We start from the raw sequence: 14,003 nt of genomic DNA on the forward strand, positions 1-14,003 counted from the left end.
GAGCATCGAAGGAGATTGGTCATCGATGGGCGAGCGGTTTCTCCGAAAGAAACATAAATAAAAACGGCAGAAGCCTGCCGTCTGATAGAAAAGGATATTTTCTCTTCCTGGCATCGCATGCTTGTTATGGTTTAAGCTTTCTCTCGCGATACTCTTCGAGCAACTCTTCTAGCTCAGCCAGTGGATTGGACTCACTTTGTGATCTTTTCTTTGTTTGATTGGCAATAGGTAGGATTTGATCAGGCAGTTCAAATTCTGCAACAGGTGGGTCAGGTGGTGTTGGCTTTTGGAGTGGCTTCACGGATGGAGATCGGTGTGGTAGCTGAGGCTGATTTACTTGAATGATGGGGATATGGTATTTGTGCTTTAGTTGCTCCGCATATTGAGAACTAATGCCGACAATGGAATTTCTCCCTTGTGGATCTTGAATAACAAGGAATACCCGACCATCTACATTAACAATTTTCATTATCATCTCACTCCCCCTTCTCATTACATAACGTATGTGGAGGTCTATCTGTCTGCTTGGATGGTTAAAGAGAGAAAAACAACTATTTTATTCATATTACTGTGTGGTGAAGGAACGAACGAGTGCCCCATCAACGAATAGACATCGGTCTCTCTTTGCTTGATGTTCTGTACTATCGTATCGAGGAATCCATCATGGATGTGCAACTAAGAAAGAGACCCTCTTCTTGCTGAGGGTCTCTTTCTTAGTTGCAACGAGAGAAAAGAAAAGATGCTTGAGAAGGGCACTAACTGATAGGCCGTAGTCTTTTCTTACGCACCAGCAATCGGGAATGCCCATGGGGACTTTTGAGACGGTGTGGTGGATGGATGAGAAGAAGTGCCAGCAATCCGATGATTGCTGCTAGCCCACTACTCCCGATAAACAGAAGAAATGGAGAAGACAAGAGTGCGCCGAATACAGGTGGACCAGAAGCGACACCTAGGAAGCGGACACTACCATAAATGGAGGTAACAATTCCACGCTCTTCTGAATGGACAGCAGAAGTGACCATGGTATTGAGGCAAGGCAAAACCAAGCCACCCCCCGCGCCAACAAACACAAGCAAACCGATGAGTAAGTAGGTATTTTGTACGAATGGAACGATTGCCATGACGATAGCAGAGGTGAATAAGCCTATGAGGATTAACGGCTTCATGTGACGAACGGCTTTTTGTATATGCACACCGGTCCAATAGGAGGCAGCACTAAGAAAAAGTAATGGGATGGCTAGAATAAGCCCTTTGAGCACTCCCTCCACTCCGTACCTTTTCTCTAAACTATCCGATAGATAAAACAAAACCCCAAATAGGATGAAGAGCGTAACCGCTCCGGATAAAAAAGCAACGGTCATCCACCTCCCTTGCCTTTTCCATGTCTTGGATAGATGTTTTTTATACTGAGCGAGAGAAGGAGGCTTACGCGTTGTATTTGGCTCTTTAATGACGATCCAAAAAGCAATAATCGTCGGCAGAATGAGGAGAGGGAAAGCAAAGAAAAGAGCATACCAAGTAATCAGTCCAATGAGGGCTCCAAGGATGGGACTAAGTACCTTGCCCATGCCATTGGCAGCTTCAATGATTCCCAAAGCTTTACTTCGCTCTTTTTGAACATACAAATCACTCACTAGCGCCATGGCAATGGGAGCAGTTCCCGCCGCACCAATCCCTTGAATGATGCGTCCGGCCATAAGGATCGAATAGGAACCTCCTCCGATGATCGCTGCCGTTCCGGCCACGATTCCGCCGGCGCCATAGATGATGAGACTGATGAGAATCACCTTCTTCCGTCCGACCCGATCAGAGAGAATACCACTGAAGGGAATGACGATGCCCGCAGATAATGAGAAAACGGTTATAACCATACTTACTTGTAAGGAGGTAAGATGTAATTGGCTTTCCATTGCGGGTAACACCGGTATGATCATCGAATTGCCTAGCACCATTAATAAGGGAATGGTACTTAATACGACGATGATGGCAGGACGGGGAGACTCTTGGTTCCTTGAGTGGCTCTGCAACGCGCTCACCTCATGTTTCAAATTGAAAGATCTATATCACATGCTCCTTTATCCTACCCTTCCTTCTTACCAGATATTTGTCTCTTCTACTGGAGGTATGGCGAGGCATGGTTGTGGTGAGAATAGAAACGCACACTCGCCATGGAGGGATGGAAAATGGAATCGTTTGAACACATACGGCGTGAGCTGTCTTATTTGCATGGCATGATGGACTCAACCAACAACGAGAATCGTGTGGAATACAAAGTATTGACGCGGCTTATCGGGCTCTTCGATGAACATGTGGAAGAAGCAGAGTTGTTACTCCGTCGTCAAGACGAACTGGAAGAGTATGTAGAGGCGATAGATGAAGATTTAAATGATGTGGAAATTCTTCTCTATGATGAGGCAGGAGAGGACTTAATTGAATTGGAGTGTCCAGAGTGCCATGAAGGGGTAGTGATTGACGAACAATTGTTAGGATCGGACGAAATGAAACAAATAGAATGCCCCTGTTGTGGAGAAGTGTTATTAATGACAGACGAAGTAGAAGAAGCGGAAACTTTGTCGGGTACAGATGATTCGACTAACGATTATGGAACAATGAATATGAGTAGCCCGCATTAAGGTGTATAGGATAAGGAGCTGGTGAATGCCATGAAGTATTGGCATAGCCAGCTCTATATTAATTATGCTGAATGATCTCAATTTTCTAATTTAAACCCGTAATGATTATGACGGCATTACTTCAATGTTCGTCCTCTCCCGTTTGCATGAGAGTGAAGTCTCCAGTGGTAGGAGCTTCTAAGGAGACTTTTTTTAGTTTTCCCTCTATCATCTCTCCTCTCTTTCTTTCTATCACTTACGGTCATATTGTGAACAAGCCGTTCATATGGATTAGGTAAACGATCGAACAGGAGGTGGAGATTGCTGAAACCAGTGTTAGAAGTACTACCGCTTTCGTTGCGTAATATGGTGCAAGCACTGCCTGATACCTTGACCAACCAACTAGAAGAGATTCGTATTCGACAGGGGCGTCCATTGGAAATGATATTCACCCATCGGTCCTGCTTCATCGATACAAAGGGGAGGCTTACACAAGCTACAGGTGAAGCGTATCAACCGTCGCAAACAGATTGTCATAAGATGCTCAACCTGGTAAGCAACCATTCTCTCTATGCGATGGAAGAAGAGCTCAAGCGTGGTTACGTTACGATCCCTGGCGGTCACCGTGTGGGACTGGCTGGGAAGGTTATTATGGAAAAAGGCGAGGTACGGCACCTGCGCGATGTGACAGGGTTTAACGTTCGTATTGCTCGTCAAGTGAAAGGTGTGGGAGAGTCTCTTATCCCCTCTATTATTCAGAAAGATCAAGCAGAAAACGTGCTTATTATTTCACCCCCCCAGTGTGGAAAAACAACCTTGCTCCGTGATCTTGCGCGGTTGACAAGTAACGGTGGCCGAGATCGTTTGGCTTTCAAGGTAGGGATTGTCGATGAACGATCGGAGATAGCGGGTTGTGTCCATGGGGTTCCGCAACATGATGTGGGCGTTCGCACGGACGTACTGGATGGGTGTCTAAAAGCAGAAGGCATGATGATGATGATTCGCTCTATGTCCCCTGATGTATTAATTGTGGACGAGATCGGTCGACAAGAAGATGGTGAAGCGATTCATGAAGCGGTTTACGCCGGTGTTCGTGTGTTTACGACCGCGCATGGTTTTGATCTGAAAGATGTTTGCAGAAGGCCAGTGCTATCCGCTCTGATTCGCGAAGGGGTCTTTTCTCGCTATGTTGTGCTTAGTCGGCGTAAGGGACCCGGTACCATTGAAGGAGTATATGATCAAGAGCGACGACGGCTCCTTCATTCAGGACGAACGAGCCAGGTGGTTGAGTCCTCATGATGAAACTCATCGGTGCGGCACTCATCCTTGCTTCCACTACGTTGGTTGGCTTTATGCTCGCACGCGGGTTTTCTGAAAGGCCACGGCAGATTCGTCAATTATGTCAAGCGTTATCTTTGCTAGAAACCGATATTATCTATGGTTCGCGTCCTTTGAAAGAAGCTTTCACTTATATTGCTACTCGTGAACGATCTCCTGTGGGACGGGTCTTCGGATCCTGTGCCACTTATCTACAAGAGCTAGATGGTGCTTCCACCTATGAATGCTGGGAAAAAGCCGTCAAAGCCTCCTGGTCGCACCTGCATCTAAAAGCAGCGGAGCAAGAAATCCTCCTCGCTTTTGGCAAAACATTGGGACTATCCGACCGCGATGATCAATTGAATCATCTGGAAATGGCGATTAGCAGTCTAAAAGTAGAAGAGAATCATGCAAGGGATGAGCAAAGACAGTATGAAAAAATGTGCAAAAGTTTTGGGGTTCTTGGCGGAGCCCTCATCATTATCTTGCTGTACTAATGTTAATAGGGGTGAGGGTGAACCATGCCATATGATGTGGATGCCATCTTTCAGATTGCAGGTATAGGGATTATCATTGCGATGATTCATACGGTATTAAAACAAATGGGGAAAGAGGATATGGCCCATTGGGTCACCTTGATTGGGTTTATCGTGGTTTTGTTCATGGTTGCTGCCTATATTGAGGACCTCTTTCAGACGATTAAAAGTGTGTTCTTGTTTCGATCTTAAGCTGTGGAGGCGGTCTAGTTGGAGATTATCCAGGTTGTGGGCTTGGGATTGATCGCCACCTTTCTCATTCTGGTCTTAAAAGAACAAAAACCGATTTTTGCTTTCCTGCTCGCAACCTTTGCTGGGGTCATGATCTTTATCAGTGTCGCCGGAAAAATCTCAGATATTATTCAGATTCTCATCCACCTTGCGAATCAAGCGCGCGTGAACACGGTCTTTCTAGAAACCATACTAAAGATTATTGGTATTGCCTATATAGCCGAATTTGGTGCACAAGTGACCCGTGATGCTGGGCAAGGGGCGATTGCTTCCAAGATCGAACTAGCTGGGAAAATTCTCATCATGGTATTAGCGATCCCGATTATTACGACGATTATCGAAACGGTAGTGGAAATACTCCCTGCTTGAGAAGGATGATGACACATGAGGGTGCGTTTATCGATCACTCGCCTGTTCGCACTTCTCGTATTCACACTATGCTTATGGCCAAGCATCGCTTTAGCGACTGGAGAAGAGGAGACGGGTGATCCATCAACAGTGGCAGATGATGTTGTACAGGAGCAATTACAGTATCTACAAACAGACGAGGTAGAAGGGTTTTGGGAGCAAATTCAGTCTACTTATCATGATTACCTGCCGACGGAACAGCCAAGCCTGTTTGAAGTAATTATGGAGCGTGGGGAGAAAGGCTTCTCTTTTAAGGAAATTTCACGAGGGATGGTTCGTTACTTTTTCCACGAGCTTCTCTACAATAGTAAGCTAATTGGGACCATCATCGTGTTGACAGTTTTTAGCATGATTTTACAAACCTTACAGACGGCGTTTGAGCGAAACCAAGTAAGTAAAGTAGCTTATGCGATTGCGTTCATGGTGATTATCATCTTAGCCATTCAGAGCTTTACGGTTGCCGTGGATTCCGCTAAGTCGGCCATTGCCACCATGATCGACTTTATGATCGCACTCGTCCCACTCATTCTCACCTTGCTCGCTTCGGTTGGCAATATTGGATCGGTGGCGATGTTTCATCCGCTGATTGTGTTCATGATCCATGCAGTGGGAACGATCATTTACACTGTTGTCTTCCCTCTCTTTTTCTTCTCGGCTATTTTGCACATCGTGAGTGGCTTGTCGGAGAAATACCAAGTAAACCAACTGGCTGGTTTCATGCAAAAACTGGGGATGAGTTTACTAGCCGGGATGCTGACAATTTTCCTTGGCATTATCTCGGTGCAAGGGGCCACAGCGGCTGTAGCTGATGGCGTCACCTTGCGTACGGCCAAGTATGTAACAGGCAACTTTGTACCCGTCGTAGGGAGGGTTTTCTCGGATGCGGCGGATACGGTGGTAGGTGCTTCTCTTTTGGTGAAAAATGCAGTTGGGATTACAGGGGTACTCCTTCTTCTTTTCATCTGCGCCTTTCCCGCTATTAAGATTTTGTCACTTGCCTTTATCTACAACTTCTCGGCAGCTTTGTTGCAACCACTGGGGAATAGTCCCATTATCGGGGTCCTCTCGGTTATCGGAAAGACGCTCATCTATATCTTCGCGGCCCTCGCTACAGTAGGTTTGATGTTCTTTCTCGCTGTGACCATCATGATTACGGCGGGCAATATTACAGTGATGATGCGGTAGGTGGCACAGATGGTCGAATTGATTAGTGATTGGCTCAAGCCCATCATTCTATTGGTTCTGATGGCGAGCTTTATTGACTTGCTTTTACCCAACCATGCGCTGGATCGGTATGTGAAATTAGTGATGGGTTTGCTCATCATTCTCGCTATTTTGGCTCCTATCTTTCAATTTTTAAATGATGATTTGGATATTTCGCAGTGGACCTGGGAAAGTGACACGCAGCTAGCGACAGGATCCATGCGTTCATTGGATGAGATTAAGCAAGAATCAGAACGATTAGAAAGCGAACAACAACAGTGGATGCGAGCACAGGTGAACAAGCAATTGGAAGAGGAAATGGTAAAGGATATCGAGAAGCGATTTTCCATCCACACTAGCCAAGCGGAATTGCTGATTGAATGGGGCGAAGAGGGTCAGCCAGCAGAACTAAAGGGATTAACCGTATATGTAAAAGAAAGTAGTGGCAACGAACAGATGGATGAGTCTGCCGAGACAGCGGAGATAGAAGCGATAGAAATCGAACCTGTGGAACCGATTGGGAAGGTGGAAATAAGCGAAGAGACGGTACCTGCTAGTAATATGCAGAAAGAGGGGGTGATGCCCTCGGCGACGCAGACGAGGTTGACTCATTTGATCCAAGCCCATGTGAAAGAAGTATGGGGGCTGGATGAGACCCATGTGATATTTATTAATGAAAGTAAGGGATGAGGAGGGAATGGGGTGATCAAACGGCTGTTGGATCAGGTGGAAGAGAAGTGGGGGGCAGGTCGAGCGCAGTCGATTCGCTGGCTTTTGTTAATAGGATGTATTGGACTTGCTGTGATGATTGTGGCCAACTTTTTTCGTGTCGACCCAGAGGGGCTCTCTCCCCCTGTAACAGAAAAAAATAGCGAAGCCGAAGAGCGTGCCACTTTTGGAGATAAAAATACAAGCGATGACATCACGATTCAAGATTTTGAACAAATGTATGAAGAAGAAATGACGAAACTTTTAGAGAACATTGTTGGAGTGGAACAAGTCTCTGTGATGATCAATTTAGATGCGTCGATGGAAACAGTGATCGAAAAAGACCGTCATAAACAGGAAAGGATGACCGATGAGACGGACCGTCAGGGAGGTTCTCGTAAAATTCATGAAGAGACGAGTGACGAAAAGGTGGTGATTTATAAGAACGGGCAGACAGAAGAACCGTTGATCATCAAAAAGGTGAAGCCGGAAGTGCGTGGGGTGTTGGTAGTAGCAAAAGGGGCAGAGAATCTGAAAGTGAAGGCAGCCATCATGGAGGCGATTGAACGGTCGCTTGATGTTCCGCCTCATCGAATTTCTGTAATGCCAAAAGGCTAGGAGGGTGTAAAGGATGAAAATGAATAGACAAACGGTGTGGTTGGTGACCATGTTGACGTTGATGGTGGTACTGTCTGCGTACTACGTAGTGACAGGCCCGGTGGAGCCAGCAGATGAGCAAGGAAAAGAAAAGCAAAGTGCAGAGAAAGTGAATGGCGAAGTGGACACAACGACGGGAGCAGAAGAGCCAAGTGAAGAAACCGCGCAGGAAGCGGGTGACTATTTTGTCGGCTATCATATGGAAAGAGAAGCACTCCGGTCAAAGATTTCCGCTGAATACATGGAGAAAATAACAGACCCTGAAGCGACACAGGAAGAGATTGATGAAGCACAGGCGAAAATCAACGATTTGATGGAAGTGGATCAGACGGAAACGGTATTGGAAGAGCTGATTCGTGAAGAAGGCTACCAGGATGCCGTGGTCATCAACAATGATGAACATGTCAATGTCATTGTACAAAGCGACGAGTTAACATCGGAAGAGGTAGTCAATCTTTTAAGCCTGGCAAAAAAACAATTGGGTGTGGCGACCAACCAGGTTTCGGTTACTTATCGCCCTTAAATGCGATCATATTCACGCTTGATCACGGAAGTCACCCTGACGAAACCCTCTCCACTTGAGGGTTTTTTCTGCTGAAATCGGTTAACAATAGGAATGAGAAAGTAGGGGTAGTCAATCCCAGCAAAAAGCATTATCATTAAATTGATTATACCCTTTAGCCAAGAGTTAGACACCGATAAGGGAGCTCGTTGGAAAGGAGTGATTCTCATGCCACTACGAATGCATGAGTTGCGCGAACTGATTCAGCTAGTGGATGAGTCGCAAATTGAAGAATTTAAATTAGAAAACGAAGGTACCAAGATTAAAATCAAGAAAAAGTCTTCTGGAGGGGCAGAGGTTCTCTCACCTCCCGTGGAGGAAAGAACGGCGCGTGTGGAGAATATCCAGACATCTGCTCCACCTGCTCCTTCCATTCCTGAGAAACAGGAATCGGCTCCTGCTCCCGCTCCAACTCCAGTGACGGAGAAGCCGAGCGAAAAAGCAGATGGGAACCTTTATGAGATCACATCGCCCATGGTAGGAACTTTTTACCGTGCGCCAGCTCCTGATCAAGCTTCGTATGTAGAAGAGGGAGCCGAAGTGGAAGAAACAACGATTGTCTGTATCATTGAAGCGATGAAATTGATGAATGAGATCGAGGCAGAAACACGTGGGAAGATTGTTAAGGTACTCGTCGACAATGGAGAGCTCGTTGAATATGGTCAACCACTCTTTCAAGTGAAGACCACCTCATAGGTGGGAGGGATAAGGATGTTTCAAAAAGTATTGGTCGCCAATCGAGGAGAGATTGCGGTTCGTGTGATTCGTGCTTGCCAAGATTTAGGAATCGAAACAGTTGCCGTCTATTCTGAGGCAGATGAAGAAGCTTTGCATGTCCGATTGGCTGATGAAGCTTATTGTATTGGACCGGCCCCATCAAAAGATAGTTACTTAAATATGACCAACCTGATGAGCATAGCTACCTTGCTTGGGGTGGACGCTATTCATCCTGGATATGGGTTTTTGGCGGAGAATGCGGACTTTGCTGAGCTATGTGCAGCTTGCAATATCACCTTCATCGGACCAGATCCGAAAGCGATTACCAGCATGGGAGACAAGACCACAGCGCGCACAACCATGGAGAAGGCAGGGGTACCTGTTGTTCCTGGAACAGAAGGCGTCATCTCCACCATAGAGGACGCATTATCGCGCGCGCATGAGATTGGATACCCGGTTATTGTGAAGGCGACCGCGGGTGGCGGAGGCAAAGGAATGAGAGTGGTTCACAGTGAAAGTGAATTGAAACGCGCTGTACAGACCGCTCAACAGGAAGCAGAAGCCAACTTTGGTAATCCAGGTGTCTACCTAGAAAAATACTTAGTCGAACCTCGCCACATCGAAATTCAAGTGTTAGCAGATAAACATGGAAATGCGATTCATCTCGGAGAACGGGATTGCTCGATTCAACGTCGGTATCAAAAGCTGATCGAGGAAGCGCCTTCTCCTGCGCTTGACCCTGAGTTGCGCGAACGCATGGGACAGGCGGCAGTTGCCGCTGCCAAAGCGGTCGATTACGCTGGTGCGGGGACGGTCGAATTTCTGTTGGACAAGGATCACCACTTTTACTTCATGGAGATGAATACCCGAATCCAAGTGGAGCATCCTGTTACAGAAATGGTAACGGGAGTCGATTTGGTACGTGAGCAAATTCTGGTGGCAACAGGTGAGCCTCTTTCCATTCAGCAGTCGGAAGTAGAATGGAATGGTTGGTCAATCGAATGCCGCATTAACGCCGAAGATCCGGATCGGAACTTTATGCCTTCACCAGGGAAGATTGATTTCTACCTACCGGCAGGAGGCGTTGGTGTGAGGGTGGATAGTGCCGCTTATCCAGGATACAAAATCCCTCCCTTTTACGATTCCATGATTGCCAAGTTGATCGTGTGGGGGAAGGATCGCGAAGAAGCACTTACCAGAATGAAGCGAGCCCTGAGGGAGTTCTCCGTGGAAGGGGTGAAAACGACGATCCCCTATCATCTGAAACTTCTGCGCCATCCCCGTTTCATTTCCGGTGATGTTCATATACAATTTCTAGAGAGCACGGTACTGGCAGAGGAGGATGAACAATGACAGAGATGCAAGAAGTTCATAAAAGCACGAAATTAGGAAAAATCGAGATTGCCCCTGAAGTGATTCAGACCATTACCGGTCTAGCTGCGCTTGAAACCAAAGGTGTTCTTGGCCTTGGTGGCGGTGGAGTGGTGAATGATTTGACGCAATGGCTTGGGCGTAAAAACGTCAAGCAAGGGGTGAAAGTCCACATTGATGAAGGGCTTTCTTTGGAAGTATCCCTGGTCATTGAGTATGGTCATTTCATTCCGGATGTGGGGCGGTCTGTGCAGGAAAAGATCAAAAATGCGATTGAAATGATGACCGGCCTCGATGTTAATCATATTCGGGTTCATATCGTTCATGTGCAGTTTCCAAAGCAGGAAAAAGAAAAGCCAGAATCAGATACCAACAAACCGCAATAATGTCTAAAGCGTCATTCACCCTTAAGGGGAATAACGAATCTAACGGGGGCTCTATCGTTTCGGGACATTGGTTCACCCAAGCGAAGTGGGGCCCCTCTTCGCATATAGTAAGAGAAAAGTACAAGTAACGTGAGGCAAGTATGGGAGGTTCATGATGAGCAAGAAATCGACACGAAGACGAATACGGGAGAGGGTCATTCAAACGTTATATCAGCTATCTTTTGATGCTGAACAAGCCGATGAGGCCATTTCCGGCACGATCAATCGATTGACAGAGGACGAGCCCGAGCAAAAGGAGTTTTATTTGCGTCTGGTGGAAGGGATTCGTCGAGAGGAAAAAACTTTGGATGAGAATCTGGCGCGCTTTTTGAAGAAAGGCTGGTCTCCCTCTCGCTTAGCTAAAGTGGATCATCGTATTCTGCAATTGGCTACTTATGAACTACTATTCGAAGAGGATATCCCGGTTAAGGTAACCCTCGATGAAGCAGTCGAATTGGCAAAAACGTTTAGTACGGAGGAATCCAGTCGCTTTATTAATGGGGTGTTAGGGAATCTGGCACGCGAATTGACGAAAGAAAGCTAGAGAAGATGGATAAAGAAAGAGCCTATTCTCAAGTGACCAAGGAGATAATGCTTGTAGAGTGGGTTATTTAGGGTTCGAAAGGAACGGACACTCCTTTAAAGACGAACGATAATCAAATTTAATAAGTGAACGTTCGCGTTTTCTCTTTACATTGTTTTGTTGACAAGCTACACTGTTAACAGCAAGACGAAGAGAGGAGCTTATTTCATATGCGACAAACAGGAATGCTGATCGACGGAAAAGAAATGGCAAAGACGATCCGACAGGAATTAAAAAGCAAGGTGGACAGGCAGATCGAGCATGGGGTAAAGCCTGGATTAGCAGTAGTCCTTGTGGGAGAAGATCCAGCTTCGCAGTTGTATGTACGTGGGAAAGTGCGTGCGTGTGAAGAGGTAGGCGTCTATTCAGAACAAGTGATACTCCCAAGCGATGTGCTAGAAGAAGACGTGTTAGCTGAGGTCGACCGGTTGAACATTGATCCTAATATTCATGGGATCTTGGTCCAATTGCCACTCCCTTCACAGGTGTGTGCGGACCGCGTGATTGATCGCATTCATCCAGAGAAGGACGTCGATGGATTTCACCCACAAAATGTAGGGCGTTTAATGATTGGTCAGCCTAGCCTTCTTCCTTGTACTCCCCATGGGATCATCGAAATGTTGCGTAGAAGTCAGATTGAATTGGCAGGAAAGCATGCAGTTGTCGTTGGACGGAGTAACATTGTAGGCAAACCTGTCTCGCTTCTGCTCCAACGAGAGCAGGCGACGGTTACGATGTGCCATTCTCGTACAAGAGACTTGGCTAACCATACAAGACAGGCGGATATTCTTGTTGCTGCTGTGGGGAAAGCACACGTGATTACGGAGGAGCATGTCTCTCCAGGGACGGTCGTAATCGATGTGGGTATGAACCGTTTAGGTGGCAAGAAAGTGGTCGGGGATGTAGACTTTGAAGCGGTTCGTCCGCTAACCTCTCATATTACACCGGTGCCTGGCGGAGTGGGACCGATGACGATCGCTATGCTGTTATATAATACAGTGGAGGCGGCAACAAAGGAAATAGATAGTAGAAGCTGACCGAGAAGGGATGGGGGCGGCTGACATGGATCACCTGACAGAAGAACGACAAACCTTTACAGTGAGTGATCTCGTTCAATACTTGCGCGGACATTTAGAAGAAGATCCCGTTTTAAGTCGGGTTTGGGTGCAAGCGGAGATCTCCAACTTTCGTCACCATGAACGAGGTCATATGTACTTTACACTGAAGGATCAGACGAGTCAGCTGAAAGCAGTCATGTTTCATGGGAACAATCGACGCTTGCGCTTTCGTCCCAAAGATGGGGATCAAGTATTGGTACGTGGATATGTCTCCGTCTATGAACGAGGAGGAACCGTCCAACTATATGTACAGTATATGCAACCGGATGGTGTGGGCGATCTTTACCTAGCGTATCAGCGCTTGAAAGAAAAGCTAGAGGAAGCGGGTCTGTTTGCCTCGGATAAGAAAAAAGCATTGCCTCACTTGCCTAAACGGATCGGCGTGATCACGGCGGCGGGTGGGGCTGCCGTGCGTGACATCGTCTCTACTATCCAGCGTCGAGCACCGATGGTTTCTATCCTTATTCGCTCCGTGCCGGTGCAAGGGGAGGGAGCAGGTGATGCCATTGCAGAAGCGATCGATCATCTGAACGAACGAGCAGATATCGATGTGCTTATCGTGGGTAGAGGTGGGGGATCACTCGAGGAATTGTGGGCATTTAATGAAGAGGCAGTTGCGATGAGCGTGGATCGTTCACGTATTCCGGTCGTGTCTGCTGTAGGCCATGAGAGCGATGTGACCATTGTGGATTTTGTTGCAGATGTTCGGGCGGCTACCCCGACCGCTGCAGCGGAACTGGTCGCGCCTTCGCTGACAGATGTTCGCCAATACCTGAGGGACTATCAACTTCGCCTTCTGTATGCACAGGAACAACGGATGAAGGAAGCGGAGAGAAGAGCAGATGGGTTGCGCAATCGCTTGCTGCTAGCGAGCCCTGCTCAGCGTTTGCAGCAGTGGGAACAGCGTCTCGATATGGCTACAGCAGGCTTGCATCAAGGGATCTCCCAGGTTATTGCGCAACAAGAGCGCCAAGTGGAACGCCTTCGCTTTCGCTTGGAGGCACAGCGGACAAGCGTGATGGTGGATAGGCCACGTGCCGAGCTAACGCGACAAACGAGTGAACTACAGCAAGGGATAGAGAAGCGATTGGTCGAACAGCGAAGACGATGGATTCGTCTTGTGGAGAGGCTGGATGATTTAAGTCCACTTAAAGTGATGGCAAGAGGGTATGCTCTTGTCTATCACGAACCAAAAAAAGTTGCGCTTCGCTCCCTTGCTGAGGTTAGCGTAGGAGACACCTTGGAGATTCGGATGGCAGACGGAAAGATAAAGGCCGAAGTAACAGAGAAGAAGGAGGAAGAATGATGACCGATCGGGCGGCTGATTTTGAAACGTTGATGACCCGCTTAGAAGAAGTTGTTGAAAAAATGGAGAGGGGCGAAACCTCGCTAGAAGAGTCTGTCGAGCTGTTTGAGGAAGGAACGAAGATTGCGAAGCTTTGTGAAGAGAAGTTGGGACGAATTGAAGAAAAAGTAGCCATTCTGACTAAGAAAGACCAAGAGTGGGTAGAGACTCCGTTTCAGTTGGAGGAGGAAGAGGAGACGCCGTGAGTGC

The 14,003-nt window shown here is 47.1% G+C and carries 18 protein-coding genes; 16 read left to right on the forward strand and 2 right to left on the reverse strand.

The annotated features are described in order from the left end of the window. Positions 1-124 precede the first annotated feature (124 nt). Both AC6RGY_RS04135 and AC6RGY_RS04140 read right to left on the reverse strand, forming a co-directional pair. Positions 125-475, reverse strand: a complete 351-nt coding sequence (locus tag AC6RGY_RS04135; RefSeq protein ID WP_499859930.1) for a hypothetical protein — start codon at positions 473-475, stop codon at positions 125-127. 280 nt (positions 476-755) lie between these two features. After that, complete coding sequence (locus tag AC6RGY_RS04140; protein ID WP_499859931.1) at positions 756-2,027, reverse strand: MFS transporter; 1,272 nt, start codon at positions 2,025-2,027, stop codon at positions 756-758. Between the two features lie 156 nt (positions 2,028-2,183). Here AC6RGY_RS04140 and AC6RGY_RS04145 point away from each other — a divergent pair, with 156 nt between their 5' ends. From AC6RGY_RS04145 to AC6RGY_RS04220, 16 genes are all read left to right on the forward strand, one after another. Next, entirely contained in the window at positions 2,184-2,633 is a 450-nt protein-coding gene (locus AC6RGY_RS04145) for a CD1247 N-terminal domain-containing protein (protein WP_499859932.1), read from the forward strand. A 303-nt stretch (positions 2,634-2,936) separates the two neighbouring features. Beyond that, positions 2,937-3,911, forward strand: a complete 975-nt coding sequence (gene spoIIIAA / locus AC6RGY_RS04150; protein WP_499861456.1) for a stage III sporulation protein AA — start codon at positions 2,937-2,939, stop codon at positions 3,909-3,911. Continuing rightward, entirely contained in the window at positions 3,908-4,426 is a 519-nt protein-coding gene (gene spoIIIAB, locus AC6RGY_RS04155; protein ID WP_499859933.1) for a stage III sporulation protein SpoIIIAB, read from the forward strand. The genes spoIIIAA and spoIIIAB overlap by 4 nt, the downstream gene beginning before the upstream one ends. Positions 4,427-4,450: 24 nt before the next feature. Continuing rightward, positions 4,451-4,657 carry a stage III sporulation protein AC gene (gene spoIIIAC, locus AC6RGY_RS04160; protein WP_499859934.1) on the forward strand — a complete coding sequence of 69 codons (207 nt, stop codon included), beginning with the start codon at positions 4,451-4,453 and terminating at the stop codon, positions 4,655-4,657. A gap of 18 nt (positions 4,658-4,675) precedes the next feature. Continuing rightward, on the forward strand, positions 4,676-5,065 hold the full coding sequence (gene spoIIIAD, locus AC6RGY_RS04165; protein WP_499859935.1) for a stage III sporulation protein AD: 390 nt from the start codon (positions 4,676-4,678) through the stop codon (positions 5,063-5,065). A gap of 15 nt (positions 5,066-5,080) precedes the next feature. Further along, positions 5,081-6,289: a stage III sporulation protein AE gene (gene spoIIIAE, locus AC6RGY_RS04170; protein ID WP_499859936.1), complete on the forward strand. Its 1,209-nt coding sequence runs from the start codon at positions 5,081-5,083 to the stop codon at positions 6,287-6,289. A 9-nt stretch (positions 6,290-6,298) separates the two neighbouring features. Continuing rightward, entirely contained in the window at positions 6,299-6,997 is a 699-nt protein-coding gene (gene spoIIIAF / locus AC6RGY_RS04175) for a stage III sporulation protein AF (protein WP_499859937.1), read from the forward strand. 12 nt (positions 6,998-7,009) lie between these two features. After that, on the forward strand, positions 7,010-7,633 hold the full coding sequence (spoIIIAG, locus tag AC6RGY_RS04180) for a stage III sporulation protein AG (protein WP_499859938.1): 624 nt from the start codon (positions 7,010-7,012) through the stop codon (positions 7,631-7,633). A 13-nt stretch (positions 7,634-7,646) separates the two neighbouring features. Further along, positions 7,647-8,195: a SpoIIIAH-like family protein gene (locus tag AC6RGY_RS04185; RefSeq protein ID WP_499859939.1), complete on the forward strand. Its 549-nt coding sequence runs from the start codon at positions 7,647-7,649 to the stop codon at positions 8,193-8,195. Positions 8,196-8,402: 207 nt separating this feature from the next. Continuing rightward, positions 8,403-8,930 carry an acetyl-CoA carboxylase biotin carboxyl carrier protein gene (accB, locus tag AC6RGY_RS04190; RefSeq protein WP_499859940.1) on the forward strand — a complete coding sequence of 176 codons (528 nt, stop codon included), beginning with the start codon at positions 8,403-8,405 and terminating at the stop codon, positions 8,928-8,930. Positions 8,931-8,945: 15 nt separating this feature from the next. Continuing rightward, complete coding sequence (accC, locus tag AC6RGY_RS04195; protein WP_499859941.1) at positions 8,946-10,304, forward strand: acetyl-CoA carboxylase biotin carboxylase subunit; 1,359 nt, start codon at positions 8,946-8,948, stop codon at positions 10,302-10,304. Further along, positions 10,301-10,708, forward strand: coding sequence for an Asp23/Gls24 family envelope stress response protein (locus tag AC6RGY_RS04200; protein ID WP_499859942.1), 408 nt, complete (start codon positions 10,301-10,303; stop codon positions 10,706-10,708). Before accC ends, AC6RGY_RS04200 begins: the two co-directional genes overlap by 4 nt. 154 nt (positions 10,709-10,862) lie before the next feature. Continuing rightward, a complete protein-coding gene (nusB, locus tag AC6RGY_RS04205; RefSeq protein ID WP_499859943.1) occupies positions 10,863-11,291 on the forward strand; it encodes a transcription antitermination factor NusB in 429 nt (142 codons plus the stop codon). Between the two features lie 209 nt (positions 11,292-11,500). Beyond that, a complete protein-coding gene (gene folD, locus AC6RGY_RS04210; RefSeq protein WP_499859944.1) occupies positions 11,501-12,367 on the forward strand; it encodes a bifunctional methylenetetrahydrofolate dehydrogenase/methenyltetrahydrofolate cyclohydrolase FolD in 867 nt (288 codons plus the stop codon). A gap of 25 nt (positions 12,368-12,392) precedes the next feature. After that, positions 12,393-13,754 carry an exodeoxyribonuclease VII large subunit gene (gene xseA / locus AC6RGY_RS04215; protein WP_499859945.1) on the forward strand — a complete coding sequence of 454 codons (1,362 nt, stop codon included), beginning with the start codon at positions 12,393-12,395 and terminating at the stop codon, positions 13,752-13,754. Next, positions 13,754-13,999: an exodeoxyribonuclease VII small subunit gene (locus AC6RGY_RS04220; RefSeq protein ID WP_499859946.1), complete on the forward strand. Its 246-nt coding sequence runs from the start codon at positions 13,754-13,756 to the stop codon at positions 13,997-13,999. The genes xseA and AC6RGY_RS04220 overlap by 1 nt, the downstream gene beginning before the upstream one ends. The last annotated feature ends 4 nt before the right edge of the window (positions 14,000-14,003 follow it).

Source organism: Mechercharimyces mesophilus (assembly GCF_059818345.1).